Annotated in this window: 19 protein-coding genes; 13 read left to right on the top strand and 6 right to left on the bottom strand. The window is 74.0% G+C overall.

Annotation, left to right across the window (positions count from 1 at the left end; genetic code table 11):
• From I4Q55_RS36590 to I4Q55_RS36565, 6 genes are all read left to right on the top strand, one after another.
• On the top strand, positions 1-609 hold the full coding sequence (locus tag I4Q55_RS36590) for a hypothetical protein (RefSeq protein ID WP_206794641.1): 609 nt from the start codon (positions 1-3) through the stop codon (positions 607-609).
• Positions 606-2,096, top strand: coding sequence for an ABC transporter substrate-binding protein (locus I4Q55_RS36585; protein WP_206794639.1), 1,491 nt, complete (start codon positions 606-608; stop codon positions 2,094-2,096). Before I4Q55_RS36590 ends, I4Q55_RS36585 begins: the two co-directional genes overlap by 4 nt.
• Entirely contained in the window at positions 2,081-2,980 is a 900-nt protein-coding gene (locus I4Q55_RS36580) for an ABC transporter permease (RefSeq protein WP_206794637.1), read from the top strand. The genes I4Q55_RS36585 and I4Q55_RS36580 overlap by 16 nt, the downstream gene beginning before the upstream one ends.
• Positions 2,977-4,983 (top strand): ATP-binding cassette domain-containing protein, encoded by a 2,007-nt coding sequence (locus I4Q55_RS36575; protein WP_206794635.1) that lies wholly within the window; start codon positions 2,977-2,979, stop codon positions 4,981-4,983. Before I4Q55_RS36580 ends, I4Q55_RS36575 begins: the two co-directional genes overlap by 4 nt.
• The gene (locus I4Q55_RS36570; protein WP_206794633.1) at positions 4,980-5,957 is read left to right on the top strand and encodes a 3-oxoacyl-[acyl-carrier-protein] synthase III C-terminal domain-containing protein; all 978 of its coding nucleotides are present in this window, start codon (positions 4,980-4,982) and stop codon (positions 5,955-5,957) included. The genes I4Q55_RS36575 and I4Q55_RS36570 overlap by 4 nt, the downstream gene beginning before the upstream one ends.
• Before the next feature lie 145 nt (positions 5,958-6,102).
• On the top strand, positions 6,103-6,414 hold the full coding sequence (locus I4Q55_RS36565; protein WP_206794631.1) for a hypothetical protein: 312 nt from the start codon (positions 6,103-6,105) through the stop codon (positions 6,412-6,414).
• Between the two features lie 137 nt (positions 6,415-6,551).
• Here I4Q55_RS36565 and I4Q55_RS36560 read toward each other — a convergent pair whose 3' ends face one another.
• The 4 genes from I4Q55_RS36560 to I4Q55_RS36545 form a co-directional block, all read right to left on the bottom strand.
• Complete coding sequence (locus I4Q55_RS36560; protein ID WP_206794628.1) at positions 6,552-6,857, bottom strand: hypothetical protein; 306 nt, start codon at positions 6,855-6,857, stop codon at positions 6,552-6,554.
• 156 nt (positions 6,858-7,013) lie between these two features.
• Positions 7,014-7,943, bottom strand: a complete 930-nt coding sequence (locus tag I4Q55_RS36555) for an NAD(P)/FAD-dependent oxidoreductase (protein ID WP_206794627.1) — start codon at positions 7,941-7,943, stop codon at positions 7,014-7,016.
• Entirely contained in the window at positions 7,944-9,656 is a 1,713-nt protein-coding gene (locus tag I4Q55_RS36550) for an ABC transporter ATP-binding protein (protein ID WP_242547408.1), read from the bottom strand.
• The gene (locus tag I4Q55_RS36545) at positions 9,653-11,368 is read right to left on the bottom strand and encodes an ABC transporter ATP-binding protein (protein ID WP_307793408.1); all 1,716 of its coding nucleotides are present in this window, start codon (positions 11,366-11,368) and stop codon (positions 9,653-9,655) included. The genes I4Q55_RS36550 and I4Q55_RS36545 overlap by 4 nt, the downstream gene beginning before the upstream one ends.
• 94 nt (positions 11,369-11,462) lie before the next feature.
• Here I4Q55_RS36545 and I4Q55_RS36540 point away from each other — a divergent pair, with 94 nt between their 5' ends.
• Positions 11,463-16,763, top strand: coding sequence for a non-ribosomal peptide synthetase (locus tag I4Q55_RS36540; protein ID WP_206794621.1), 5,301 nt, complete (start codon positions 11,463-11,465; stop codon positions 16,761-16,763).
• Positions 16,764-16,920: 157 nt separating this feature from the next.
• On the top strand, positions 16,921-17,853 hold the full coding sequence (gene sbnA, locus I4Q55_RS36535; protein ID WP_206794619.1) for a 2,3-diaminopropionate biosynthesis protein SbnA: 933 nt from the start codon (positions 16,921-16,923) through the stop codon (positions 17,851-17,853).
• Here the strand turns inward: sbnA and I4Q55_RS36530 are convergent.
• Complete coding sequence (locus I4Q55_RS36530) at positions 17,829-19,103, bottom strand: pitrilysin family protein (RefSeq protein ID WP_206794617.1); 1,275 nt, start codon at positions 19,101-19,103, stop codon at positions 17,829-17,831. The genes sbnA and I4Q55_RS36530 overlap by 25 nt on opposite strands.
• Before the next feature lie 61 nt (positions 19,104-19,164).
• On the bottom strand, positions 19,165-20,472 hold the full coding sequence (locus I4Q55_RS36525) for a pitrilysin family protein (protein WP_206794615.1): 1,308 nt from the start codon (positions 20,470-20,472) through the stop codon (positions 19,165-19,167).
• A 186-nt stretch (positions 20,473-20,658) separates the two neighbouring features.
• Here I4Q55_RS36525 and I4Q55_RS36520 point away from each other — a divergent pair, with 186 nt between their 5' ends.
• The 5 genes from I4Q55_RS36520 to I4Q55_RS36500 are packed head-to-tail and all read left to right on the top strand — an operon-like array spanning position 20,659 to position 25,506.
• Positions 20,659-21,516, top strand: coding sequence for a hypothetical protein (locus I4Q55_RS36520; protein WP_206794613.1), 858 nt, complete (start codon positions 20,659-20,661; stop codon positions 21,514-21,516).
• A gap of 1 nt (position 21,517) precedes the next feature.
• Positions 21,518-23,278 carry an ABC transporter ATP-binding protein gene (locus I4Q55_RS36515; RefSeq protein WP_206794611.1) on the top strand — a complete coding sequence of 587 codons (1,761 nt, stop codon included), beginning with the start codon at positions 21,518-21,520 and terminating at the stop codon, positions 23,276-23,278.
• Positions 23,275-24,303: an alpha/beta fold hydrolase gene (locus I4Q55_RS36510; protein ID WP_206794609.1), complete on the top strand. Its 1,029-nt coding sequence runs from the start codon at positions 23,275-23,277 to the stop codon at positions 24,301-24,303. The genes I4Q55_RS36515 and I4Q55_RS36510 overlap by 4 nt, the downstream gene beginning before the upstream one ends.
• Positions 24,300-24,851, top strand: a complete 552-nt coding sequence (locus tag I4Q55_RS36505; RefSeq protein ID WP_206794607.1) for a hypothetical protein — start codon at positions 24,300-24,302, stop codon at positions 24,849-24,851. Before I4Q55_RS36510 ends, I4Q55_RS36505 begins: the two co-directional genes overlap by 4 nt.
• Before the next feature lies 1 nt (position 24,852).
• Positions 24,853-25,506, top strand: coding sequence for a response regulator transcription factor (locus I4Q55_RS36500; RefSeq protein WP_206794605.1), 654 nt, complete (start codon positions 24,853-24,855; stop codon positions 25,504-25,506).
• The last annotated feature ends 81 nt before the right edge of the window (positions 25,507-25,587 follow it).

Raw genomic sequence — 25,587 nt, 5'->3', positions numbered from 1 at the left:
TTGCTGCCCAACTGGCTCTACACCCAGAACCTCCTCCCGGCCGGGGTCGTCGCGGACGCGGCCAACCCCGCCGTGCCGCGGAAGGAGGTGCTCGAACAACTACTCGGCAGCCCGCTCAACGGTGCTCCGCGGCGCGGCGGAAACTGGGAGCAGACCGGCCGTGCGCTGGCCGCGCTCGGCACTGTGTGCCCGGAGACGGCCGTCGCGTTCGCCGGTCACCTGGCCGAGCAGCACCGCGAGGCCCGGTCGGCGCCAGAGCCCTACCTGGTCCAGGCCGCGCTGCTCGCGTCGGCGGCCGTCGGGATCGCCACGACGGCAGTGCGCGCGAAGCCGGACGGGGCCGCGGCCACCGCCGTGCTCACCGCCCAGGCGGGCATCCTGCGGGTGCTGAGCATGCTCGACGTGCTCGGCCGGTCCGGAAAGGACACCGGGGGCACGATCTCGGCGAGCTTCCACACGGTGGTGCGGGGTTCCGCGCGGCTGCTCGAAACGAACGTCGCGGACGTCCGGGTCGCGACCGACCACCCGGTGCTGCGCGACGAGCCGTGGCAGGAGCGGGTGACGGCGTCGCTGACCGGCGACTGGTCCGGGTTCGGGGGTGCCGCGTGAGCCGGGAGTTCTCACGCCGGGCCGCGCTGGCGCTGACCGGCGCGTTCGCGCTGGCGGCGTGCGGGAAGTCCACCGCGGCGCCGTCGGGTGGCGGCACCCTGCGGTACGGCACGGTCGCCGCGGGCGGCGCCACCGCGGTCGCCGATCCGCACGGCACGCTGTTCAACGAGTCCGACTGGGTTCGGATGGCCGCGCTCTACGACGTGCTGTGCGTGCCGGGGGAGAACGGCGCGGTGGCGCCGCGGCTGGCGACGGCGTGGAGCTCGTCGCCGGACGCCACCCGCTGGCGCTTCCAGCTGCGCACCGACGCGGCGTTCACCGACGGCCGCCCGGTCCGCGCCCGCGACGTGCTGTACTCGCTGCGCCGCATCGCGAGCAAGGCGGCGGCGAACGGCGCCCGGCTCGGCACCGTCGACATCGGACGGTCCACAGCGGACGGCAACGTCCTCGAACTCGTGACGAGCCAGCCGGATGCCGAGCTGCCGCGGACGCTGGCCGGGGTGACGTTCGTCGTCCCCGAGGGCACCGAGACGTTCGACAACCCGGTGGGGTCCGGGCCGTTCAAGCTCGCGCGGGCCGACGCCCAGGGCATCGCGCTGGTCCGCAACGACGGCTGGTGGGGGCCGCGGCCCGCGCTCGACGGGCTGGAGATCCGCGGGTTCGCCGACCCGCAGGCGCTTTCGGTCGCGGTGGTGTCGGGCGTGATCGACGTCGCCGCGAACGTCAGCCCGGCGACGGCCAAGGCCGCCGAGCGCACCGGGCGGCTCGCCGTGACGTCGCGGCCGGCCGCGCTCACGTACCCGCTGCTGATGCGGCTGGACAAGGCACCGTTCGACAGGCCGCAGGCGCGGCAGGCGGTGAAGCTGGCGGTCGACCGGCAGGCGCTGGTCGACACGGTCCTGCTCGGCTACGGCGCGGTGGGCAACGACGCGCCGGCCCCGGCCGACCCGTCGTACCCCCGCGACCTCGCCGCCCCGGCACGGGACGTCGCCAAGGCGCGGGCGCTCGCGGGTGGGCTTTCGGTCGTGCTGCACACCACCACCGCGTACCCGGGAATGGTGTCGACGGCCACCGCCGTGGCCGGCCAGCTGCGGGAGACGGGCATCACGGTCGAGGTGCGTCAGCACCCGCCCGAGACGTACTGGACGCAGGTCTACACGGTGGAGCCGTTCTGCGTCGGCTACACGACCGACCTGCCGTTCCCGGTCTGGGCCCGCCAGACCGCGCTCAGCACCGCCGGCTACAACGAAACCGGCTGGAAGGACCCGGCGACGGACCGCGACTTCGCGACGGCGATGGCCACGACGGACCCGGCCCGGCGCGCCGGCCTGCTGCGCGGCATCCAGCAGCGCATGGCGGCCGAGGGCGGCTGGGTGGTGTGGGGCAGCGGCGCGTCGCTGACGGTCGCGGCGCCGCAGGTGCGGAACCTGCCGGCCGGGACGGGCTTCGCCCGCGTCTTCCTGGACGGCGTGTGGCTGCAGCGCTGACCCGGGCCGCGGTCACCCTGGCCGCGGTGCTGACCTGCGTCTTCCTGCTCACGGCGTTGTTGCCGCAGGACGCGGCGCAGGTCCTGGCGGGACACCAGGCGGACCCGGCGCGGGTGGCGCGGCTGCGCGCGGAGCTGGGCCTGGACCGGCCGCTGTGGGAGCGGTTCGGTTCCTGGCTGGCCGGGCTTCTCCACGGCGACTTCGGCCGGTCCCTTGTGGACGGCCGCCCGGTCGGGCCGCTGCTGGCGGAGCGGCTCGGGGCGAGCGCGCTGATCGTGGTCCCGGCCTGGGTGCTGGCGGTGGTGCTCGGGGTGCTGGGCGCGGTCGTGGTGGCCCGCCGGGCGGCGGCTTCGGCGGCGGTGGCGGCGTTCGCGTCGGTGCCGGAGGTGGTGCTGGTGAGCGGGCTGGTCCTGGTGTTCGCGACGGGCCTCGGCTGGCTGCCGGCGGTGTCACTGCTGCCGGTGGGCGGCTCGGCGTGGGAGGAGCCGCCGGTGCTGGTGCTGCCGGTACTGGCGCTGGCGCTGCCGTCGGCGGCCTGGCTGGCCAGATCGATCCGCGGCCCGGCGGCGGACGTCATCGCCCGCCCGTTCGTGGTGGACGCCGAGTTGCGCGGAGTGCCGCCGGCGAGAGTGGTGGTGCGGCACGTGCTGCCGCACCTGGCGGGCCCGGCGGCCCAGGGGGCGGCGATCCTGACGGGCGCGCTCCTGGCCGGCACGACGGTCGTGGAGTCACTGCTGGCGTACCCGGGTTTCGGGCAGCTGCTGGCCACGGCGGTGGCGACCCGAGACGTGCCGGTGGTGCAGGCGGTGGCCCTGGTGGACGCGGTGGTGGTGCTCGTGGCGCTGTTCGTGGCGGACCGGATAGCGAAGGCGGGCGCGCGGTGAAGCGCCGCTGGCCCCTCACCGTTCTCCTCGTTCTCGTCGCCGCCGTCTTCGCCGGCGGCTTTCTCCCCGGCACCGCCGCCACCGTCGGACCTCCGTGGAGCCCGGCCGGCGCGGGACTGCTCGGCACCGATGTCCTCGGCCGGGACGTCCTCTCCCGGACCCTCGCCGGCGGGGCCGGGCTGCTCGCCCTTGCCCTGCCGTCCGGGGTGCTGACCACCGCCCTCGGCACCCTCGCCGGGCTCGCCGCCGCCTCGAGCGCTGCCGGGGAACGGCTTCTCGCGCTGCTCAGCGGTGCCGTCTTCATGGTTCCCGCCCTGCTGCTCGTCCTCGTCGGTGCCGTCGTGCTTCCGTACTGGGCCGCCGTGCCGGCCGTCGTCCTGCTGCTCGGCGTGCCGATGTCCGCGCGCGTCGTCCACGCCACCGCGCGGCCGCTGCGGCGGGCCGGGTTCGTCGAGGCCGCCGTCGCCCACGGGGAAAGCCCGCCGCGGGAACTGCTGCCCGCCGTCACCGGGACCGTGCTCGCCGATCTGGGCCTGCGGATCGGGACCGCGCTGCAGCTCGCCGTCGCCGTCACCGTGCTCGGGTTCGGCCCGCCGCCACCCGCCGCCGACTGGGCCTCGATGCTGCGGGAAAACCTGCCCGGCGCCGACCTCAACCCGTGGTCGGTGCTGGCTCCGGCGGGCGCCCTCGCCGCGCTGGCCGTCGCGGTGACCCTCGGCCTCGACCTCGCCGGCCGCCGCCGCACCCGGAAACCCGATGTCGTCCACAACGGACTGTCCACCAAAGACGGTCTGGTGCTGGAAGGTACCTGGCGCGGCGGAGATCGGGAGCTGCACCTGGACGTCCGCGTCGGAGACGGCACCGTGCTCGGCGTGACCGGCGCCTCCGGCGCGGGCAAGACCAGCCTGCTGCGCCTGCTGCTCGGCGACCTGCCGCCGGCCACGACGTCCTGGCACGGCTCGCTCGTCCACCGCGGCACGGCCATCCGCCCGGGGACCGCACGGGCCCGGCGGTGGCGCCGCAGGCACGTCGGCTTCCTCGGCCAGGACCCCGCGCTGGACCCGTTGCGGCGCATCGGCTCCAGCGTCGCCGACGGGCTGCGACGCCGCGACTCCCGCGCCGTGCGGGAGCTGCTGGACCGGATGGGCCTGCCCGACGGCGTCGCCCGCCGGTACCCGCACCAGATCTCCGGCGGCGAGGCGCAGCGGGTCGCGCTGGCGCGGGCGCTGGCCGGGGACCCGGAGCTCCTGGTGCTCGACGAGCCGACCAGCGCGCTGGACGGCGAGACCCTCGAACGCGTCACCGCCGCGCTCGCCGGGCGCACCGCGGTCGTGGTCAGCCACGACCGGGCCTGGCTGGCCCGGGTCGCCGGCGAAGTGCTCGATCTCGGGCAGGAACCGGCGCCGGTCGAGCGCCTGGTCGTCCGCGTGGGCGAGCCGGTGTTCCGCGGCGGCGGGCTGGAACTGCACGAGGGCGAACTCGTCGTCCTGCTCGGGAAGTCGGGCGCGGGCAAGACGACCCTGCTGCGGACCCTGGCGCGTACCGGCCTGATCAGGGGAGAAGGCTGGGGCCGGCCGCGGCCCGGCGAAGTGGAACTGCTCCCCCAAGACGCCTACGGCGCACTGAACCCGGCCCGCACGCTGGCCGACGCCGTGGGCCGCCCGCTGCGGGTGCTGCACGGGATCCGGCGGCCGCGCGCGGAAGCCGTCCGGTTGCTCGCCGAAACCGGGCTCGGCCCGGAGTTCGCCGGGCGGCGGCCGGACGAATGCTCGGGTGGGCAGCGCCAGCGCGCCGGACTGGCCAGGGCGCTGGCCGCGCGGCCGCGGGTCCTCCTGGCCGACGAGCCGACGTCGGCCCTGGACGCGGCCACCGCCGGTGCCGTCCTGGACGCACTGGACCGCCGCCGGGTCCGCGGCTTGGCGGTCCTGCTGGTGACGCACGACGAACGGCTCGCCGCGCGGGCCGACCGGGTACTGAAACTCGGAGAAGGGCAGCTGCGGTGAAGTTCGACGACGTCTGGATCCAGGGCACCGGCCGGTACGCGGGGGAACCGCGGCCGGCCCCGGCACACGTGACGGCGCACGCCGGGATCGTGTCCGTGGCGTGGTCCGGGCTCTCCGGTCCCGAGCTGGCGGAGCGGGCCGGGCGGCAGGCGCTGGCCGTGGCCGGTCCCGGCGCCGTCGGGCCGCACCTGCACGGCGCGATGGCCTACCCCGGGCTGGACATCTGGTCGGCGTCCTGCTGGGTCGCCGACCGGCTGCTGGCCGAGGCACCCGCGATGTCGATGCAGTTTTCGGCGCTGTGCAACACTTCCGCGGCCGGGATCGAAACGGCGGCAAGCCTGTTGACCGGACGCCCCGACTTCGCGCGCGTCCTGCTCACCGTGGGCGACCGCTTCCCCGAGAGTGCCATCGACCGCTTCGAAGTCGACCCCGAGATCGCGCTCGGCGACGCCGGTGTGGCGGCGGTCCTCGGCCGCGGGGGCGGGCAGGCGCGGGTGCTGTCCTGCGTGTCGCGGACGGATCCTGCGCTGGAAGGCCTCCAGCGCGGCGACGAGCCCTTCCGGGACCGTCCGGCCGAGGGCCCGGCGGTGGTGCGCAAGCGGACCCGCCAGTTCTTCGCCGCGGGCACGCGGACGCCGGCGTCGGTGGTGCAGGCGCACGTGGCCGGGGTGCGGGCAGTGGCGGAGACGGCGGTGGCGGAAGCCGGCACGAGCGTCGCCCAGGCGCGCTGGGTCGTCCCGCCGTTCGTCGGGGTCAACGCGTTCGAGCACGGGTACGAGCGCCCGCTCGGCCTGGACCGCGAGCGCACGCTGTTCGAGCTGGGCCTGCGGCTGGGCCACCTGGGCGGGAGCGATCACCTGTACGCCCTCGACCACCTGCTGCGCAACCGGCTGGTGGCGTCCGGCGACAAGGTCGTGCTCGTCGGGGTGGGCGGCGGGTTCACGTTCACCTGCGTGGTGCTGGAAATCGCCTGACGGCCTCCGGCCACCATCACCACAGTCCGTTGATTTCGCGGAAATATTCCCGGGATCGCGCCCTTAAGTTGATGGATTCGCGATGGCTCGACGGCCGCTAGCCTTTGTTCCTGTCGAACTCCCGACAATCACGAAGGAATGCACAATGAACGTTGTTGAGACCGCCGCGGCCAAGCTGTTCGCCGAGGGCCCCGCGGTGCGGACGCTCCAGGTCATCGAGGCCGAGAAGCCGGTGAGCTGCTTCATCGGCGACATCGCCCGGGTCGGCTGGGCGGCGCTGCGCGCCGCGGAAGCGGCGACGAACCACGCCGAGGCCAACCGCGCGGCCGCGGCGCTGATGCGCGCGCACGGCTTCGGCGGCTACGACGACGCCGCCGGCCTGCCCGCCCAGGGTGCCGTGTCGTTCGGTGAGCTGTCGACCACCGACCTGATCGCGCTGCGCACGTCGTTCGCCTGATCTCGGCTCGGCTGCCGGGCATCTCGCACCACGTCTCTTCGAGCGTGGCGTGGGATGCCCGGCTTTTTGCTTCCCGCACAACGAAAAAGGCCGCCCGGTGGGGAGGGCATCCACCGGGCGGCCGCTTGCGGGCGGGGTCAGCAGTGCGCGGAACGCGCCGCGATCAGGTCGGTGACCGCCACGCTGCCCGACGGGGCGCAGGCCACGCCGCTGTCGGCCACCGCGTTGCCGCCGAAGCCGCGGACCAGGTCGACCGCACGCTCGGCCCAGTGGGCCGCGGCGCGGTGGGCACCCGCCATGCGGGCGAGCTGCGCGGTCAGCTCCGCACCCTCGACGGTGGTGGCGCAGCTGGTCGGCGAGACGCTGCGGAACAGGTCCAGCGGCGCCAGCACGCCACCGTCGGCGGGAACCTGCTGGACGGCGGCGGTTTCGATGACACTCATCACGGGAAACGTCCTTTTCGGTGAGGGATTGCTACGCCTCGAAGGTAACCAGCGGAATGGCACCGCACCCGGTCGCGCGGGTGCTTTCCCCGGGCGGCGGAGACCCCGTTCGGCCACTGAGGAGGGATCTCCACCGGAATGCCGACGCGGGCGAGCTCACCCCGGGATCGGCACGTCGACGTCCGCTCGGAACAGTTCCTGCTCCAGCCAGATCGCCGCCTTCGCGCCGTCCGCCGCGCCGGTGATCACGAACGGCGTCGGGCCCGGCAGCTCGGCCTGCCGCGCCGTGTCGCCGGCCGCGTACACGCCCGGGACCGTCGTCCGCTGCGCCGGGTCGACCCGCACGCAGCCGTCCGGCAGCAGCTCGCAGCCCAGCCCGGTGGCCAGGTCCGTGTGCTGCCGCTGGGCGGGCCGGTGGAACACCGCCGAGCGCCACAGCGGCTCGCCCGCGGCGAAGTGGACCGTGACGTCGCCGTCGCCGCCCGCCAACCGGGTGACCGGCTCCTCCCGCACCGGAATTCCCGCGCGCTGCAGGGCATCCCGGAGCTCGGGGCTCACCTGCAGCGGCCCGTTCGCGCACAGGACGAGGTCCTTCGCGAACCGGTCCGCGAGGTAGAGCGCCAGCATCGCCTGGGAGAAGTCCCCGCCCAGCACGGCCAGTGGCCGGTCCGCGGCCTCGAAGCCGTGGCAGAACGGGCAGTGGAAGAGCCCCCGGCCGAACAGCTCGGCGACGCCGTCGATCTCGGGCAGCGCGTCCACCTGCCCGGTCGCCAGGATCACCCGGCGCGCCCGCGCGGTGGTGCCGTCGGCGAACTCCGCCGTGAAGTCGTCGGCCGTGCCGCTCAGCGCCGTGACGATCCCGTCGCGGACCTCCACGGTCGCGTATTCGGCGAGTTCGGCGCGGCCGATCCGGCGCAGGGCGGCCGGCGAAAAGCCGTCCCGGGACAGGAACATGTGCATTTCGGACGCGGGGGCGTTGCGCGGCCGGCCGCTGTCCACCAGCAGCGTCCGGCGCCGCTGGCGCCCCAGCGTCTGGGCCGCGTTGAGGCCGGCGGGACCGCCGCCGACGACCAGGACCTCGAACATTCAGTCTCCTTCGGTGTTCCGGCCGGCGGGGATCCGCCAGCCGCGGGCGTTCTCGCGCTGGGTGTGGAAAGCGGTGTAGCGGCCGCCGAGCCGCAGCAGTTCGTCGTGCTCGCCGGACTCGGTGATCCGGCCGCCGTCGAGCACGAGGATCCGGTCGGCGGCGCGGGCGGTGGCCGGCCGGTGGGTGACGACCAGGAGCGTGCGCTCGCCGCGGAGTTCTTCGAGGGCCCGGGTGACGGCCCGCTCGGCGGCGGCGTCCAGGGCCGCGGTCGGCTCGTCGAGCAGGACGATCGGCGCGTCCTTCAGCAGGGCGCGGGCGATCGAGACCCGTTGCCGTTCCCCGCCGGACAGCTGCCTGCCGCCCTCGCCGACGCACTCCCGCGTGATCAGCTCGCCGAGACCCGCGCGTTCGGCGGCCGAGCGCACCTCCTCGTCGGTGGCGTCCGGCCTGCCGAACCGGATGTTGTCGGCCACCGTGCCGCCGAAGAGGTAGGTGTCCTGGGAGACCAGGGAAATCCGCCGCAGCAGGTCCGCGCCGCGCAGGTCGCGGACGTCGGCCCCGCCGACCCGGACCGCGCCGCCGTCGACGTCGAAGAACCGCGGCACCAGCCGCAGGATTGTGCTCTTGCCCGCCCCCGACGTGCCGACCAGCGCCGTCATCGTGCCCGGCGGCACCGTGAAGCCGACGTCCTCGAGCACCGGTGGCCCGCCGTAGCCGAACCGCACGCCGTCGAACTCGATCGACGGCGTCCCGAACGCCTGCGGCACCTCGGGTTCCGGCAGCCGCGGCTCGGCCAGCACCCGCTCGACGCGGTCCAGCGCGCCGCCGGCCATCCGGAGCGCCGCGCCCAGCTCCGCGGCCACGAGCATCGGTTCGGTGAAGCGGACGGCCAGCACGAGCGCGACCACCGTGGTCGGTATGTCGACTTTCCCGCCCAGTGCCGCGAACACCGCGACGAGCACGAGCGCGGTGAAGGCGGCCTGCACCGTCACCACGAACACGGCCAGCCCCGGCAGCGCGGTCTTCAGCATCCGGCGGGCCGCGGTCCGGTGCGCGACGAGGGCGTCGTCGAGCAGGCGCAGCCCGGGCCCGCCGAGCCCGAAGGCACGCAGCAGCGGCTGGTTGCGCGCGAACTCGACGACGCGGGCGGCGGCCTCGCCGGCGGCGGCGTCCGCGGCTTCGTCGGTGCGGCGCACGAGCCGCCCCGACCACCGGCAGGCCGCCACGGCGAACGGCGCCGCGGCCAGCGCGGCGAGCCCCATCCGCCAGTCGACGGCGCACAGCGCGACCGCCGCGGCCGCGGGTGTCACGACCGCGCCGATCAGCGGGTCGAGCAGGTGCGCGGGCACGCCCATGACGCTCATGACGTGCTGCGTCGCCAGGCGTCCCAAAGAACCGGACCGGGCCGGGGTGAACCAGCCGAGCGGCAGCGTGACGACGTGGTCGCCGATCCGGCGGTGCAGGTGGGACGAGAGCGTGTACCCGGCCTCCCGGGCCGTGACGACGCCGCGGTGGTAGACGAGGCCGCACAACGCGGTCGCCACGACCACCGCGGTCAGCCACGGCCACGCGTCCTCCGGCGCGCGGAGGATCGGCAGCAGGAACGCGAACACGGCGCCCTGGAGGGCGGCGGCGAAGGCCAGCAGGGCCGCGGCGCGCTTCAGCGGCCGCGAGCGCTCGGGGCCGAGGAGGGCGATCAGCCGGCGGATCATGCCGCGCACGCCCACATCCGGGCGTACCCGCCGCCGGCCGCGACGAGTTCCCCGTGCGTGCCGCGTTCGGTGATCCGGCCCCGCTCCAGCACCACGATCCGGTCCACGCCGGTCACCGTGGCGAGGCGGTGCGCGATCACGAGCGTCGTCCGGCCGGCGATGAGCGCGGACAGCGCCTCCTGGATCGCGGCTTCGGACTCCGGGTCCACCGACGCCGTCGCCTCGTCGAGGATCAGCACCGGCGTGTCGGCGAGCAGGGCCCGCGCGATCGACAGCCGTTGCGCTTCGCCGGTCGAGAGGGTGGCTTCTTCGCCGAGGATCGTGTCGTAGCCGCGGGGGAGCGCCAGCAGCCGCTCGTGGATCCGGGCCGCGCGGGCGGCGGCGTGGACGTCTTCCAGCGGTGCGTCGGGACGGCCGAGCCGGAGGTTGTCCGCGACGCTGGTCCGCAGCACCCGCACGTCCTGCAGCACGAAGCCGACGTGCCGGTAGAGCTGCGACACCGGCAGGTCGCGCAGGTCGGTGCCGCCCAGCCGGACCGCGCCGCCGGTGACGTCGTGGAAGCGCGCGGCGAGGGCGGCGATCGTGGACTTGCCGGAGCCGGACGGCCCGACGAGCGCGGTCACCGTGCCGGGCTCCAGCGTCAGGTCGATGCCGTGCAGCACGTCCGTTTTGCCGTCGTAGGAGAAGCGCACCGACGCGAACTCCAGCCGGGCCCCGGCCACGGTGGCTTCGCCGGTGTCGGGCAGTTCCGGGGTGGCGAGGAGTCCGGCGATGTCCGTGGCGGCCGCCTGCCCGGCGCGGGTGTCCTGGACGCTGTAGCCCACGGCGAGCAGCGGCCCGGACAGCCCGGCGCCGACGAGGACGAACGGGATCGTGTCGGCGGGGGAGACCAGCACGCCGGTCAGCAGCAGGACGCACAGGACGACCACCGGCGACAGCGCGAACTGGCTCCAGGCCATCGCGGGCGTCACCGAGCGGGCCCAGCCCGCGACGAACTCGCCGTAGCGCCCGGCCGCCTCGGTGAACCGCCGGTGCGCGCGGCCGGTCTGGCCGAAGGCCTTCACCTCGGCGATGCCGTCGAAGAACTCCACGACGGCCGAGCCGAGCGCGGCCGTGGCCGCCTGGTACTCCCGCATCCGGGCGTGGACGTCCCGCATCGCCTTGCGGTGCAACGCCAGGCCCACGGCGAGCGGCAGGACGGTGACGAGCGAGAGCAGCGGGTCGAGCGTGGCCAGGTACGCCGCGGCGGCCAGCGGCGCGACCACCGCCGTGGTGAGGTCGAGCAGGGCGTGCGCGACGAGGTGGTGCAGCGCGCCGACGTCGTCGGAGACCGCGCGCTTGACGCGGCCCGAGTCGTGCGCGGCGAACCACCCCAGCGGCAGCCGGGTCAGGTGCCGGGCCAGCCGCCGCCGCAGCGACAGCTGCAGGTCGTTGTCGGCGAAGTGGGTCAGTGCCGAGGCCGCGACCAGCAGGGCGCCGCGGACCGGCAGGGCCACGAGCGCGACGGCGACCAGGGACCACAACGCGGTCATCGGGGTGCCGTCGAGCAGTCGCCGGCACAGCTCGGCCACGGCGACGAACGGGGCCGTGCCGGCGATCGCGGCGCCGGCCTGGCAGCCCAGGCCGGCGAGGAGCCGGACACGGACCGGAGCGAGCAGGGCGCGCAGAGGTGTCACTTCCGGGTGTCCCGTCCTTCCGATGGGCTTGGTCACTCTCGCGCAGCGTAGTTGACAATGGTTATCGTTGTCGACAAGGGTGGAGCGGCCGCTCACGTGAGTGGTGTTCGTGAATGCGAGGAGCGCGTCTGTGAAACACGATCCCACGGCCGGGGCCGCGTGGCTGCGTGAATGTGTTGCCGACCTCATCGGGGTGGCCCCCGGTGAAGTCGACCTTTCGCTGAGGTTCGCCGAACTCGGCGTGGAATCCCTCGGAGCGCTGAAACTGCGCCGCGCCTTGGCGGAAAAATGCGGAGCCGAGGTGCCGCTGACCGCGTTCCTCGGAGAAAATCCCGCGATGCGCGTCCTCGATTTCCTCGACGGCGCCGATGCCGGAGCCCTGCCGGACGCCGCGCCCGTGGTCGCGGTGCGGCCGGGTGAACCCGTTGCCCTCACGCCGGTCCAGGGCGCCTACTGGGCCGGGCGCGGGGACGACTTCGCGCTCGGCGGGGTCGCCACGTTCTGGTACCACGAATACGACCGGCCTTCGGTGGACCTCGACGCACTCGAATCCGCGTTCGCCCGCCTGGTCGCCCACCACCCGATGCTGCGGACGACGATCGGCCGCGACGGTTTCCAGCGCGAAAACGCCGAAGTGCCGCCGTTCCGCATCGAGTGCACGGATTTGCGCGAAATGCGCATCGAAGAAGCAGAAGGGGTGCTCGCGGAACTGCGGCACCGGCTTTCCCACCAGGTCCGCGCGCCGCACGAATGGCCCCTGTTCGACGTCCGGGCGGCACTGCTGCCCGGCGGCGGCGCCCGGCTGTTCGTCGGCTTCGACGTGCTCATCCTCGACTTCGCCAGCTGGCGGCTGCTGATGACGCAGTGGGGACGGCTGGTCACCGAACCGGGTTACGCCCTCCCGGCCCCGCCGGTGGCGTTCCTCGACATCGTCCGCCACCGCGAGACCGACCCCGCCTACCAGGCGCGGCGCGAGCGCGACCGCGCCTACTGGGCCGGCCGTGCGCTGCCCGCCGGGCCCCGGCTGCCGGTGGCCGACGACGTCGAGCCGCGGTTCCGCCGCCGTCAGTGCCGCCTCGACGCCGACCGCTGGGCGAAGCTGCGCGAGCGGGCCGCCGCGCGTGGCCTGAGCCCGACGTCGGTGCTGCTCGCGGCGTTCGGGCTGGTGCTGCACCGGTGGGGCGCGACCGAGCCGTTCGCGCTCAACGCCACCCTCTACGACCGGCCCGACGACGCGCGTGACCTGGTCGGCGACTTCACCACGACCGCGCTGGTCGCGATGCCCGCGCCGACGTCCTTCGTGGACTACGCCAGGGCGGCGAACGAGACGCTGTGGGAGGCGATCGACCACCGTTCGTACACCGGCGTCGAGGTGCGCCGCGAGCGCGGCCACGCCTACCCGGTGGTGTTCACCTCCGGGATCGGCATCGGCGACGGCACCGCCCCGGCCGGCTGGCTCGGCGAGGAGGTGTTCGGCGTTTCGCAGACACCGCAGGTGCTGCTCGACCACCTCGTCTGGGAGGAGGACGGCGCCGTCCGGCTCGTCTGGGACGCCGTCGAGGCCGCGTTTCCCGACGGCTACCTCGACGGCCTGACCGACGCCGAGCACACGCTGCTGACCCGCCTCGCCGAGGAGGACGCGGCCTGGACCGCCGCCGACCTGGGCTGGGACCCGACGTTCGCGGCCCCCGAGCCGCTCGACGTCACGCCGTTCGGGGACTGCGGGCCGCTGCTGGACGCGCCGCTGCGGCGCGCCGCGGACCGGACGCCGGACGCCCCGGCGGTGCTCGCGGGCGGGGCGGCGCTGTCGCACGGTGACCTGGCGGCCCGGGCGTCGGCGCTGGCGGGGGCCTTGGCGGCGGCCGGCGTGGCGGCGGGCGACCTCGTGCTGGTGGCGCTGCCGAAGTCGGCCGAGCAGATCGTCGCGGTGCTGGCCGTGCTGCGGTGCGGCGCGGGGTACGTCCCGGTCGACCCGGCGTGGCCCGCGGCCCGGATCGCCGCGGTGTGCGCGCGGGCCGGGATCGCCCACGCCGTCGCCGCACCGGACGTCCCGCTGCCTTCCGAGGTGACCACTGTGGACGGTGCCGCTTCGCCCGGTCCGGCCGTCGCCGAGCCGGCGGACCTCGCCTACGTCATCTTCACGTCGGGCTCGACGGGCGTCCCCAAGGGCGTGGCGATCGAACACCGGCAGGCGCGGACCACGATCGACGACATCACCGACCGGTTCGGGATCACCGCCGCGGACCGCGTGCTGGCGCTGTCGGCGTTGAGCTTCGACCTGTCGGTGTACGACATCTTCGGCGTCCTCGGCGCGGGCGGCGCGATGGTGCTGCCCGACCACGCCCGGCAGCGCGACCCGCAGCACTGGTGCGAGCTGATCGCCGCGCACGGCGTGACGGTGTGGAACACGGCACCGGCGTTGCTGGAGATGGTCGTCGAGTACGCGGAGTCCGACCCAGCGGCGAACCTCGGCTCCCTGCGGCTGGTGATGCTGTCCGGCGACTGGATCCCGGTGAGCCTGCCGGACCGGCTGCGCGCGCTGGTGCCGGGCGCGCGGGTGATGAGCCTGGGCGGGGCGACGGAGGCGTCGATCTGGTCGATCACGTACCCGATCGGCGAGGTCGACCCGGCGTGGCCGAGCATCCCGTACGGCAGGCCGTTGCGAGGTCAGGGCTTCTACGTGCTGGACGACGGCCGGCCGTGTCCGGTCGGGGAGCCGGGAGAGCTGTACATCGCGGGCGCCGGGGTGGCGCGGGGATACATCGGCGACCCGGCGCAGACGGCCGAGCGGTTCGCGGTGCACCCGCGGCTGGGCGAGCGGCTGTACCGGACGGGCGACCTCGGGCGGTGGCGGCCGGACGGGACGATCCAGTTCCTCGGCCGCACGGACCGCCAGGTGAAGATCCGCGGCCACCGCATCGAGCTGGGCGAGATCGAGTCGGCGCTGGATCGGTTGCCATCGGTCCGCCAGGCGGTGGCGGCGGCCACCCCGGGCCCGGACGGCCGGCCGCGCCTGGTGGGGTACGTGGTCTTGGCGGAGGCGTGTACGGAGCGCGAGCTGGCGGCGCGGTTGGCGGAGGTGGTCCCGGAGTACATGGTCCCGACGCGCTTCGTGCTGCTGGACGCGATGCCGGTGACGGACAACGGGAAGGTGGACCACAAGGCACTGCCGAACCCGTTCCGCCGCACGCCGGCGGGTGGGGGTGGCTCGCTCGGCGGGGCGGTGGAGGAGAGCCGGTCGGCCGGGCCCGCCGTCACGCTCGGCGATGCCGCTTCCGGCCCGGTGATTCCAGCGCGATCCAGCGCGGTCGCCCCCACCACCGCCGAGCCTCGGTCCACGATCTCCAAGCCCGCGACCACCGCCGGTTCGCTCGCCGACCTGGTCCGTTCCATCCTCGGCGATGTCGACTTCACCCTCGACCTCATCGCCGCCGGGGCCAGCTCGCTCGATGTCATCCGGCTGGCCAACGCCATCGAAGACCACACCGGCACCCGGCCCTCCTTCACCGAACTCGTCGCCCAGCCCTCCATCGACCACCTGCTGCGCGCCCACTCGGAAACGTCCGCGCCTCCGGTTGCCGGCCTGCCCGATCCCGGCGGTCTCGTCCTGGCCGTGCGGCTCGAACGCCCCGAAAACCGCCCCCTCGCCGACGCGCTCGTCGACGCCGGGCGGTGGCTGCGCGACCTGCACGACTGGGCCGGGCACACCGGCTACCGGATCGAAGAAGCCGTCCCCGGCGGCCGCGATCTCCTCGAGGTCCGGTTGCACACCGGCGAAACCGGCGACACCACCGATCCCTTCCCGCTCACCGAAATGCAGCTCGCCTACCTCGTCGGCCGCGTCGACACCTGGCTCGGGGACGCCGTCGCCCCGCACTACTACACCGAAGTCGACGTCCTCGACCTCGACCCGGCAAGGCTCGAAGCAGCCCTGCGCACCGTCGTCGCGCGGCACCCCATGCTGCGCGCGACGATCACGCCGGACACCCTCCAGACCGTCTCCGCGACCCCGCCGCCGTGCGAGGTCGAGGTGTTCGACCTGCGTGGCCGCCCGGACGAGGCCCGGAAGATCCGCGACGAACGCTCGCACCGGGTGCTCGATCCGGCGACCAGCCCGATGCTGCACCTGGCCGCGAGCCGGCTCGACGACCGGACCTGGCGGGTCCACTTCGGACTCGACCTGCTGTTCTGCGACGCGCAGAGCGCGGTCGTCCTCGCCGGCGAGCTCGTCGCCGCCTACCACGACCCCGCCCGGCTGCCCGCGCCGCCGCGCGTCACCTTCGGCCAGTGGGTCACCGGGCGCCCGGCCGTCCCGGAACGGTCGCGGGAGTACTGGCGGCGCGCCGCCGCCGCGATGGCCGACGGCCCGGCCCTGCCCGTCCGGGCGCCGGGCGCGGGGAAGGTCCGCTTCAGCCGGCGGCACGCGGAGATCCCGGCCGACCGGTGGGCGGCGTTGTGCGCCAACGCCCGCCGTCACGGCGTCACGCCGACCGGCCTGGTGCTCGCCGCGCTCGCCGACACCCTGCGGGCCGGGGGCGGCGGTGACCGGTTCACCCTGGTCGTGACGTCGTTCGACCGGCCTGCCGGGCACGAAGGCGTGATCGGCGACTACACCTCGACCGTGCTGCTGGACGTCGAACGCGTCCCGGGCAGCCACGCCGACCGGGCCCGGGCCGTGCAGCAGCGGCTGCTCGCCGACCTGGAACACGCCCAGGTGCACGGCAACGAGGTGCTGCGCGAGCTGACGGCGTTGCGCGGCCGCCAGGTGCTGCTGCCCGTCGTGTTCTCCAGCGGCCTCGGCAGCACGCGCACCGCGGACGGCGCGCCCGCCGACGCGTCGCGGCTGCTGTCCCGCTTCGGCCGCACGGAATACGCGATCAGCCAGACCCCGCACGTGGTGCTGGACTGCCAGGTGTTCGAGGCCGGGGGAGCGCTGCGGATCAACTGGGACGCGGTCGACGCCGCCTTCCCGGACGGCTACCTCGACGCCCTGTTCGCCGCGTTCGTCGCGGCGGCCGAGGCGACGGCGTGGGACGAGCCCGATCCGAGCGGGCTGGCCGCACTCGGCCTGGCACGCGAACCGGTCGTGGCGGACCGCGGCCTCCCGCGGCCGCGGACCGGCAGCGCGGACCCGGCCGTGGAGCAGCGGATCGCGCGGGTGCTCGGCGACCTGCTCGGCGTCCCGGCCGGGGAACTGGACCCGCTGCGGACGTTCTTCGAGCTGGGCGCGACGTCGCTGACGCTGGTGCGGGCCCATCGCGAGTTGTCCGCCGCGCTGGACCGGCCGCTCACCGTGCTCGACCTGTTCGCCCGGCCGAGCATCCGCGAGCTGGCCGCCCACCTCGCGCCGGGAACCGCGGAGCCCGAAGACGACGACGTGCTCGCGTCGGCGCGGTCCCGGGGCCGGGCGCGGCGGGTGGCGCGCCGCTGACCACCGCTCGCCAACGGCTGAGCCGAATGCGCGAAAGCTCCCCCGGACGTCCCCGGGGGAGCTTTCGCGCGTTTCCGGCCGGAACCCACGATTCCCGAAAGCCACCTCGCCGTCCTGCGGATTACGCGCGACGTGAGCGACGTGACACGTTACCGGGGTGACCGTCATCATCGGTTCCCCCCACGAGTTCAACAGCGACGACCTCTACGTCGACCTGCGCGGAAGCGCGGGTGTCCCGCTGTTCCTCAAGTGCGAAGGGTTCAACTTCGCGCGCTCGATCAAGCTGAAGGCGGCGACCGAAATGGTCGAGGGCGCCGAGCGGCGCGGCGTGCTGCGGCCGGGGATGACGATCGTGGAGTCTTCGTCGGGCAACCTGGGCGTGGCGCTGAGCATGCTCGCGGCCAGCCGCGGCTACCGGTTCGTCTGCGTCACCGACGCGCACTGCACGCCGTCCAGCCGCCGCATGATGCAGGCGCTGGGCGCGCAGGTCCACGTCGTCACCGAACCCAAGGCGGACGGCGGTTTCCTCGCCGCCCGCATCGAGCACGTGCGGGCGCTGTGCGCGGCCGAGCCGGGCACGGTGTGGCTCAACCAGTACAGCAGCCCGGACAACTGGGGCGCGCACTACCGCCGGACCGGCCCGGAGCTCCTGGCCGCGTTCCCCGGCCTGGAAGTCCTCTTCGTCGGCGCCGGGACCACCGGCACCCTGATGGGGTGCGCCCGCTACCTGCGCGACCAAGGGCACCGCGCCGAGGTGGTCGCCGTCGACGTCGCCGGCTCGGTGACGTTCGGCGGGCCGGCCGGGGTGCGGAAGATCCCCGGCCTGGGCACCGGGATCCGGCCCGCGCAGCTGGACGAGTCCTATGTGGACGACGTGGTCGTCGTCGAGGAGCGCGAGACCGTCGCGACCTGCCGCGAGCTCGCGGCGCACGGGTTCGTCTTCGGCGGATCGACCGGGACGGTCGTCAGCGGCGCCCGCCGCTGGCTGGCCCGGCACCGGCCGGGCGCGGACGTCGTCGCCGTGGCGATCGCGCCGGACCTCGGGGACGGCTACCTGGACTCGGTCTACAACGACGACTGGGAGCTCTGATACGCGCGCTGCTCGTCGCACAGCAGGACAGTGATCGCGTTGTCCGGCGTGAGGTACTTCCGCGCCGCCGCCGTCACCTCGTCCGGCGTCACCGCGGCGAGCCGGGCGTCGTGCCCGCCGAGCCACGTGACCGGCAGCCCGTGCAGGTCGAGCTCGCCCAGCGTCGCGGCCAGCCCGGTCAACGTCGCCAGCCGCAGCCGCAGCGTGCCGACGGAGTAGCGGCGCGCGCGGTCCAGTTCTTCGGCGGTCACCGGCCGTCCGGCCAGCCCGGCCAGCTCGGCGACGACCTCGTCGACGGCCGCGGCCGTGTTCGCCGTGACGACGTCCAGGGACACCGTGGCGAGGTGCGCTTCGTCGACGTGGAGCAGCGAACTGCGGGGTGAGTAGGAGAAACCCTTGTCCTCGCGGATGTTCTGCACGAGCCGGGAGGAGAAGTAGCCGCCGAACACCATGGCGGCGAGCGCCAGCGCGGGGTAGTCGGGGGCGTCGTAGCGGGGCACGGGCAAGGCCATCCGCAGCAGCGACTGCGACACGCCCGGTTCGTCGACGACCGACCGGCCGGGCACCCACGGGCCGGGCCGGCGCATGGGGACGACCGGTCCCGGCTGCCAGCTGCCGAGCGCGCGTTCGACGTCGTCGAGGGCGGCGGCAGGCTCGAAGTCGCCGACCAGCACGAGGCAGGCACCGGTGGGAACGACCCGTTCGGCGTGCAGTGCGCGGACGGTGTCCCGGCTGACCCGGGCGAGCTCGTCGGGGCGCGGGGCGGGACTGCCGTAGGGGTGATCGCCGAACATCCGCGTGTTGAGCGATTCGGCGACGTGCTGGGCCGGGCTCGCCAGGACGGCGATCGTGCCCTGCACCGCGTTGTCCACCGTGAGCGCGAAGTCGCCGGCCGGGTAGGCGGGACGGGTGACGATTTCGCCGAGCAGTTCCAGGAACGCGGGCAGCTGGTCGGCGAGAACGCTGCCGGCGACGCGGAGCCGATCGGCGTCGACGGCGGCGGAGAGGCCACCGCCCATCGCCCGCACGCGATCCTGGGTGCGCGAATCGTCGGCGAGCGCGGCGGCGAGGAGGACGGCCACCGGCGCTTCGGCGTGCGCGAAGGGAACACTGAGGCAGAGTTCGGCGAGCGGGGTGCTCGCGCGGCGGGAGGCCAGCACGCGCAGGCCGTTCGGCAGGGCGCGCTCGTCGACGGCGGGCACGCGCAGCGGGCCGGGGACGGGGACATCGAGCAGATCGAACGCGGTCATCGCGCGGCTCCCGGGTGGAGGTGGGTGGTGGTTGAGGCCCGGCCGGGCGGGCGCAGGTTGGTCACCGCGCCGCTCCCGGGTGCAGCTCGACCGTCGCCCGGCGCTCCGGGCGCAGGGCTGCCGCCGCTGCCCGGACGTCCGCCGTTGTCACCGTTCTGGCCAGCGGACCCAGCTCGTTGATCAGCCCGGCCTCGCCGTGCTGCAGCTCGAACACCGCCAGGTGACGGGCCCGGCCCGCCAGGCCGTCGAGCGTGCGGACCAGCTGGGCGCTGATCGTCCGGGTCGCCGCCGTCAGCTCGGCCGGCTCCGGCCCCGCCGCTGCCAGCCGTGCCGTCTCCTCGTCGATCGCCCGCAGGATCGCGTCGGTGCCCGGGCCGCCCGGTGCCGGGCTCGCCGTCAGGACCAGGCACGTCGGGTCGCGGACGCCGAACGCCTCTCCCGTCAGGCCCAGCGAACAGTCCACTGAGGACAGCCAGCGGTCCCGGCGCACCAGCCGGCGCGTCAGGCGGCCCAGCGCGTTGTCGGTGAGCAGCAGGCACAGCACCAGGAAAGCCAGATGACCCCGCAGATCGGCCGCGGGGTCGGGCACCCGCCAGGCCGATGCGAACACCGGCAACGGCGCCAGCGGGTCCACATAGGAGTCCCGGCGCTCGGCCGTGAGATCCGGCTCGGCGATGACCGGCCGCGGGGGCACCGGACGGCCCGGGATGTCCGAAAAGTACCGCTCGGCGAGCTCGATCCCGCGCTCGGCGGACACGTCGCCCGCCAGGCACAGGACCGCGTTGCCCGGCGCGTAGTACCGCGAGAAGAACGCCTGGGCCTGGTCCGTCGTCGCCGTCCGCAGCTCGTCGATCGCGCCGTACCCGTTGTGCGCGTTTTCGAACGTGTCGAACACCAGCGGCGCCAGCCGCAGCCACGGGAAGCCGCCGTACGGGCGGGACACGATCGCGCCCGTGATCTCCTCGGCCACCACGTCGATCTGGTTGGCCAGGCTCGCCTCGGTGAGCGACGGCGCGCGCATGCGGTCGGCCTCGAGGAACACCGCGTGCTCCAGCCCCGACGCCGGCAGCACCTGGTAGTACTCGGTGTAGTCCAGGTGGGTCGTGCCGTTGAAGACACCGCCGCAGCTCTGGACGTAGTGCGCGTGCGCCCCGCGCGGCAGGTTCGCCGACCCCTGGAACATCAGGTGCTCGAAGAGGTGCGCGAAGCCGCTGAAGCCCCGGGGCTCGGAGCGGCTGCCGACGTCGTAGGCCACCGTGACGGCGACGACCTCGGCGTCGTGGGCGGGCGCGACCAGGACCCGCAGCCCGTTCGGCAGGACGTGCGGGGTGAGCGGGTAGCGCCGATCGGCGCGCAACGTCGTATCCATGACGTCGCCACGCTAGCCGCCCGCGGAGCCGCCGGGGGCAAGGTCATCACTTCGGCGGATGCCGGTTCCGTTTTTCACGGAACAGCGGATCCACCGCATTGACGAGGCCGTTTCGGCCGTGTGAAAACGGTTTCGCCGCCGGTGAAGGTCATCGGGCGGGGCGTACGAACGACAACGGAGCGACGCATGGCACAGGCGGAAGTCATCCCGGGCGGGATGCTCGGCGTCGACAAGGCGCTGCGCGAGACCGAACTGCTCATTTCGGCGGGCATCATCCTCAGTTCGCTGGAATCACTGGTGCGGCCGCAGGACGTCGAGGACGACGGCCTGATCAGCTGGCGGATCGGGCGGACCCGGTCCAAGCGGATGGCCCGGGGCAAGACCGGCGAGATCTTCGACAAGGTGTTCACCAGCCCGGGCATCCAGGTGCTGACCTCGTTGCGGCTCACCGCCTCGACGCTGGTCGCGCTCCCCGGCACCAACCGGCAGACCAAGGCCGCGGCGATGACGTTCCTGGCCGTCTCGAACGTCCTCATGCAACTGCGGAGCAACTACGGCGCCGACGGTTCCGACCACGTGAACCTCGTCGTGTGCGCCGCGGTGGCGGCCAGCAAGTTCTTCCCGAACGACGAAAAGGCGCGCAAGGCCTGCACCGCCTTCATCGCCGGGCAGTCGGTCGTCTCCTACTTCGCCGCCGGGCTCGCCAAGGCGATTTCGCCGTACTGGCGCGACGGCAGCGCGATGCAGGGCATCTTCCGCACCAAGACCTACGGCCAGAAGCAGGTCGGCGAGATCCTGAAGAAGTACCCGTGGCTGGCCCGCCTCGGCGGCTGGGGCGTGTGGGTCGGCGAAATGCTCTTCCCGCTCGCGCTGGTCGCGCCGAAGCCGATCGCCGCCGGGCTGCTCGGCACCGGCGTCTCCTTCCACGCCGGCAACGCCGCCTTCATGGGCCTCAACCGGTTCCTGTGGGCGTTCAGCGCCACCTACCCGAGCGTCGTCCACCACTCCAAGCACCTCTCCAAGCGCATCACGGCGGGGCAGTAACGTGCCCACCGGAGAGAAGAGGTCCGGCACCCGGACCGTCCTGCGCCTGCTGGCCCCCTACCGGGGCCGCCTCGGCGCCGCCGGGATCGTCGGGCTGGCCAGCGCCATCGTGTCGCTGATCCAGCCGATGGTCGTCGGCGACGTCGTCGGAGCGCTCACCAGCCGCACGCTCGCGGCCGGGACGCTCGTCCTGCTCGTCTCGCTGTTCCTCGGCGACATCGTGCTGCGCGTGATCGAGATGTACCTGCTCGGCCGCTGCGGCGCGATGATGGTCCTCGACACCCGCCGCTCGGTCGTGCACCGGCTGCTGCGCGCCCCGATCAAGGCCCACCGGGAACGCCAGCGCGGCGACCTGTTCGTCGGCGCGGTCGCCGACACCGACCTGCTGCACGGGTCGCTGATGATGGGCATGATGAACATCGCCGCGAGCCTCGTGCTCGTCGTCGGCGGGGTCGCCTTCATGGTCTTCATCGACCCGCTGCTCACCCTGGTGACGGTCGCCTGCCTCACGGTCGCCGCGGTCGGCAGCGTCTTCGTCGCCCGCCAGGTGCGCAAGGCGATGGCGCAGAACCGCGAGGCCGTCGGCCGCTTCGGCGCAGCCCTGCAGCGGGCGCTGATCGCGATCGGCACGGTGAAGGTCAGCCGCGCCGAGGACCGCGAAGCCGAGCTGGTGCTGACCCACGCCGCGGACGCCACCGCCGCCGACATGAAGGCGGTGCGGCTGCAGGCCGCGATGACCCCGCTGGTCAACCTCGGCATCCATGGCTCGTTCGCCGTCGTCTTCACCTTCGGCGCGGCCCGGATCGCCACCGGCGCGCTCGACACCGCCGGGTTCGCCTCCTACCTGCTCTACCTCTTCTACATGCTGACGCCGCTCATCACGCTGTTCACCAGCTTCGCGCAGATCCAGCTGGGCGTGGCCGCGGGACAGCGGGTGGAGGGCCTGCTCGACCTGCCGGACGAGCGCGTGACATCCGCCGCGGCCGATCCGGTCTTCGCCTCTTCGGTGCTGGAGTACGAGTCCGTGTCGTTCGGGTACGCCGACGGCAAGCCGGTGCTCCGGGACGTGTCGTTCGCCGCGCTCGAGCGGGGTCTGACGGCGGTCGTCGGCCCGTCGGGCACCGGCAAGACGACGTTGTTCTCGCTCGCCGCGGGCCTGTGGCGGCCGGAGCAGGGCAAGATCCGGCTCGGCGGTGTCGACGTGGCTTCGGTGGACCTGGAAACCCTGCGCGGCCGGATCGGCTACGTCGAACAGGACGCCCCGGTCCTCGACGGCACGATCCGCGAAAACCTGCTCTATGCCAATCCCGACGCCACCGACGAGCAGATCCGGCACGCCGTCGAGCTGGCCCACCTCGCCGAATGGGTGGACGGCCTCGAAGACGGGCTGGAGACCAAGGTCGGCGAGTCGGGCGCGGCGATCTCCGGCGGCCAGCGGCAGCGGATCGCGATCGCGCGGATGCTGCTGCTGGAACCCGACGTGCTGCTGCTGGACGAAGCCACGTCCCAGCTGGACGCCGAAGCCGAGCTCGCGCTGCGCAAGGCCGTGGCCGAGGTGTCGCGGGACCGCGCGGTCGTCGCGGTCGCGCACCGGCTGTCCACTGTGGTCGAAGCCGATCGGATCGTCGTGCTCGACGCCGGGCGCGTCCGGGCGATCGGCGACCACCAGTCGCTGCTGGCCGGCGACGACCTGTACCAGCGTCTGGTGGCGACGCAGCTGCTGCCCGAAGCCACGGTGCTCACCGCAGGGAGGAACTCATGAACCGGCTCGCGCTGAAGTGCGGCCTGTCCGCGGCCGCCGGGGTGCTGACCGCCGTGCCGTTCGCGGCCGGCGCCGTCTACCAGGCCGTGCGGACCCGCCAGGACGACCGGGACCTGCCCGGGCTCGGCGAGCTCGTCGACGTCGACGGCCGCAAGGTGCACGTGCGCCGCATGGGCGCGCCGTCGCCCGGGCCCACCGTGGTGTTCGAGAGCGGCCTGTCCTCGCCGCTGGAGATGTGGAGCTGGGTGCAGACGGCCGTCTCGGAGTCCGTGCCGACGATCTCCTACGACCGCGCCGGCATCGGCTGGAGCGAGACCGGCGAGGGACCGCGGACGGCCGAGCGGATCTGCGGCGAGTTCGAGCGGCTCCTGGAAGTCCTCGACGTCCGCGGCCCGCTCGTCCTGGTTGGCCACTCCTACGGCGGCATGCTGCTGCGGGCCTTCGCCCAGCGCCACCCGGACCGGGTGGCGGGCGTGGTGCTGGTCGACGCGGCCCACCCCGAGCAGCTCGAACGCTCGGCCCGGCAGCGCCTCGGCCTGCCGCTGATGCGGGCGAGCGTGCGCAGCAGCCTGTTCTGGTCCCGCTTCGGCCGCAACCGGCTGCGCAAGATCGACAGCGGCAGCCAGCTCGCCGGCCTCGCGGAGCGGGAGAAGAACACGACCGTCGCGCGCATGCTGACCACCCGCAACTGGAGCGCCTCCGACGCGGAGATCGACGCGTGGCTCGAACACGTCGTCGACGAGATCCGCGCGACCACGTTCCCCGCCGACACCCCGCTGTTCGTGGTGACGGCGGAGGAAACCGAGAAGGCCGACCCGGTGCACGGCGAGCTGCAGCGCGAGCTGGCGGCGATGTCCGCGGTGTCGGTGCAGCAGACCCTGCCCGGGGCCACCCACCTCGGGATGCTGTGCTCGGCCGGGTCCGCCAAGGGCGTGACCGCGGCCGTCCTCGAAGTCGTCGACGCGGCCCGCACGGGCCGGGCCGTCAAACCCGTCGAAGCCGAACCCCCGGGAGACCAGCCGTGAGCACCTCGACCCGCACCCTCGCCGCGACCGGCGCCCGATACGCCCTCTACGGCGTCCTCGGCAGCTGGCTCGTCGCCACCACCCTCAGCCAGGACCCCACCCGCAAGTTCGACAAGATCCGCAAGTGGGACCCGACCGGCTCGCTCATCCCGGACTGGCGGTTCTTCGCGCCGCGGCCCGGCATGCACGACTACCACCTGCTGATCCGGGACGAGCTGCCCGAAGGCGAGGTCACGCCGTGGAAGGAGTACTGCCAGGTCGAGGAACGCAAGTGGCAGCACTTCTTCTGGTACCCGGGCCGCCGGGCGGAGAAGGTCGTCACCGACGCGGTGTCGGGACTGATCCAGATGCAGCCGGACCTCAAGGACCGCAAGGAGGACGTCCAGGTCTCCGTGCCGTACCTGACCCTGCTGAACTACGCGACCCACCAGGTGCCCCACCACCCGGAGGCCAAGCGCGTGCAGTTCCTGATCGCGACGTCGGCGGGGTACGACGAGTCGGAGGAGCCGATGATGCTCTTCCTGTCGAACCCGCACCCGCTGGCCTGACATGACGGGCGGCGACGGCGTCACGGTGCTCGTGACGGGTTCGTTCAGCGTCCCGGCGGACAACATCCGCTGGTTGCGGGCCAACGCGCCGGAAATCGCCGCGGTGGAGCTGGTGGTGGACCGCGACCAGCTGTGCGCCCGGGCGAGTGCCGCCGGCCGGGCGGTCGGCATCGTCGACGCGGCGACGCCGGAACTGCCGGTGCTCGCGGAGCGTTTCGGCACGGTCGCGGTCGGCGGGATCCTCGCGGTGACGGCCAACCCGGCCGAGGACCACGTCGTCGGGCTCTTCGCGCGGGGCGTGACGGGCGTGGTCCTCACGTCCAGCCCCGCCGAAGAGCTCGTCACGGCGATCCGCGGGGTGGCCTCGGGACACTGGTTCGCGCCGCCGCGGTACCTGGCGGCGCTGGCCGAGACGGTGGTCCGCAACCCGCGCGGGCCGCGAGCCCGGCACCTGCGGGAGCTGCTGACCGAGCGCGAGCTGGAGGTGTTGCTGCTGCTGGCCTCCGGGAGCGCGAACCAGGAGATCGCCGACGCGCTGGGGATTTCGGTGACGACGGTGCGCAGCCACGTGCTGAGCATCCTGCGGAAGCTGAACGTCCCCAACCGCACGGTGGCCGCGATCTGTGCCTACCGCTCGGGCCTGGCCGGGGTTTGAGCCGAGCCGGGGTGCCTTCTCGAAGGTGCCCCGGCTTCCGGCATGCCGAAAACCGGGGTGCGTTCGCGCGCGGCGAACGCA

Source organism: Amycolatopsis sp. MtRt-6 (genome assembly GCF_017308975.1).
GTDB lineage: Bacteria > Actinomycetota > Actinomycetes > Mycobacteriales > Pseudonocardiaceae > Amycolatopsis.
This window is presented reverse-complemented; position numbering and strand designations above follow the sequence as displayed.

Coding starts and splice junctions, on each gene's coding strand:
- I4Q55_RS36565 (WP_206794631.1), top strand. CDS start 6,103: ATGAACGTTGTTGAGACCGCCGCGGCCAAGCTGTTCGCCGAGGGCCCC.
- I4Q55_RS36560 (WP_206794628.1), bottom strand. CDS start 6,857: ATGAGTGTCATCGAAACCGCCGCCGTCCAGCAGGTTCCCGCCGACGGT.
- I4Q55_RS36555 (WP_206794627.1), bottom strand. CDS start 7,943: ATGTTCGAGGTCCTGGTCGTCGGCGGCGGTCCCGCCGGCCTCAACGCG.
- I4Q55_RS36550 (WP_242547408.1), bottom strand. CDS start 9,656: ATGATCCGCCGGCTGATCGCCCTCCTCGGCCCCGAGCGCTCGCGGCCG.
- I4Q55_RS36530 (WP_206794617.1), bottom strand. CDS start 19,103: ATGACCGCGTTCGATCTGCTCGATGTCCCCGTCCCCGGCCCGCTGCGC.
- I4Q55_RS36525 (WP_206794615.1), bottom strand. CDS start 20,472: ATGGATACGACGTTGCGCGCCGATCGGCGCTACCCGCTCACCCCGCAC.
- I4Q55_RS36520 (WP_206794613.1), top strand. CDS start 20,659: ATGGCACAGGCGGAAGTCATCCCGGGCGGGATGCTCGGCGTCGACAAG.
- I4Q55_RS36510 (WP_206794609.1), top strand. CDS start 23,275: ATGAACCGGCTCGCGCTGAAGTGCGGCCTGTCCGCGGCCGCCGGGGTG.
- I4Q55_RS36500 (WP_206794605.1), top strand. CDS start 24,853: ATGACGGGCGGCGACGGCGTCACGGTGCTCGTGACGGGTTCGTTCAGC.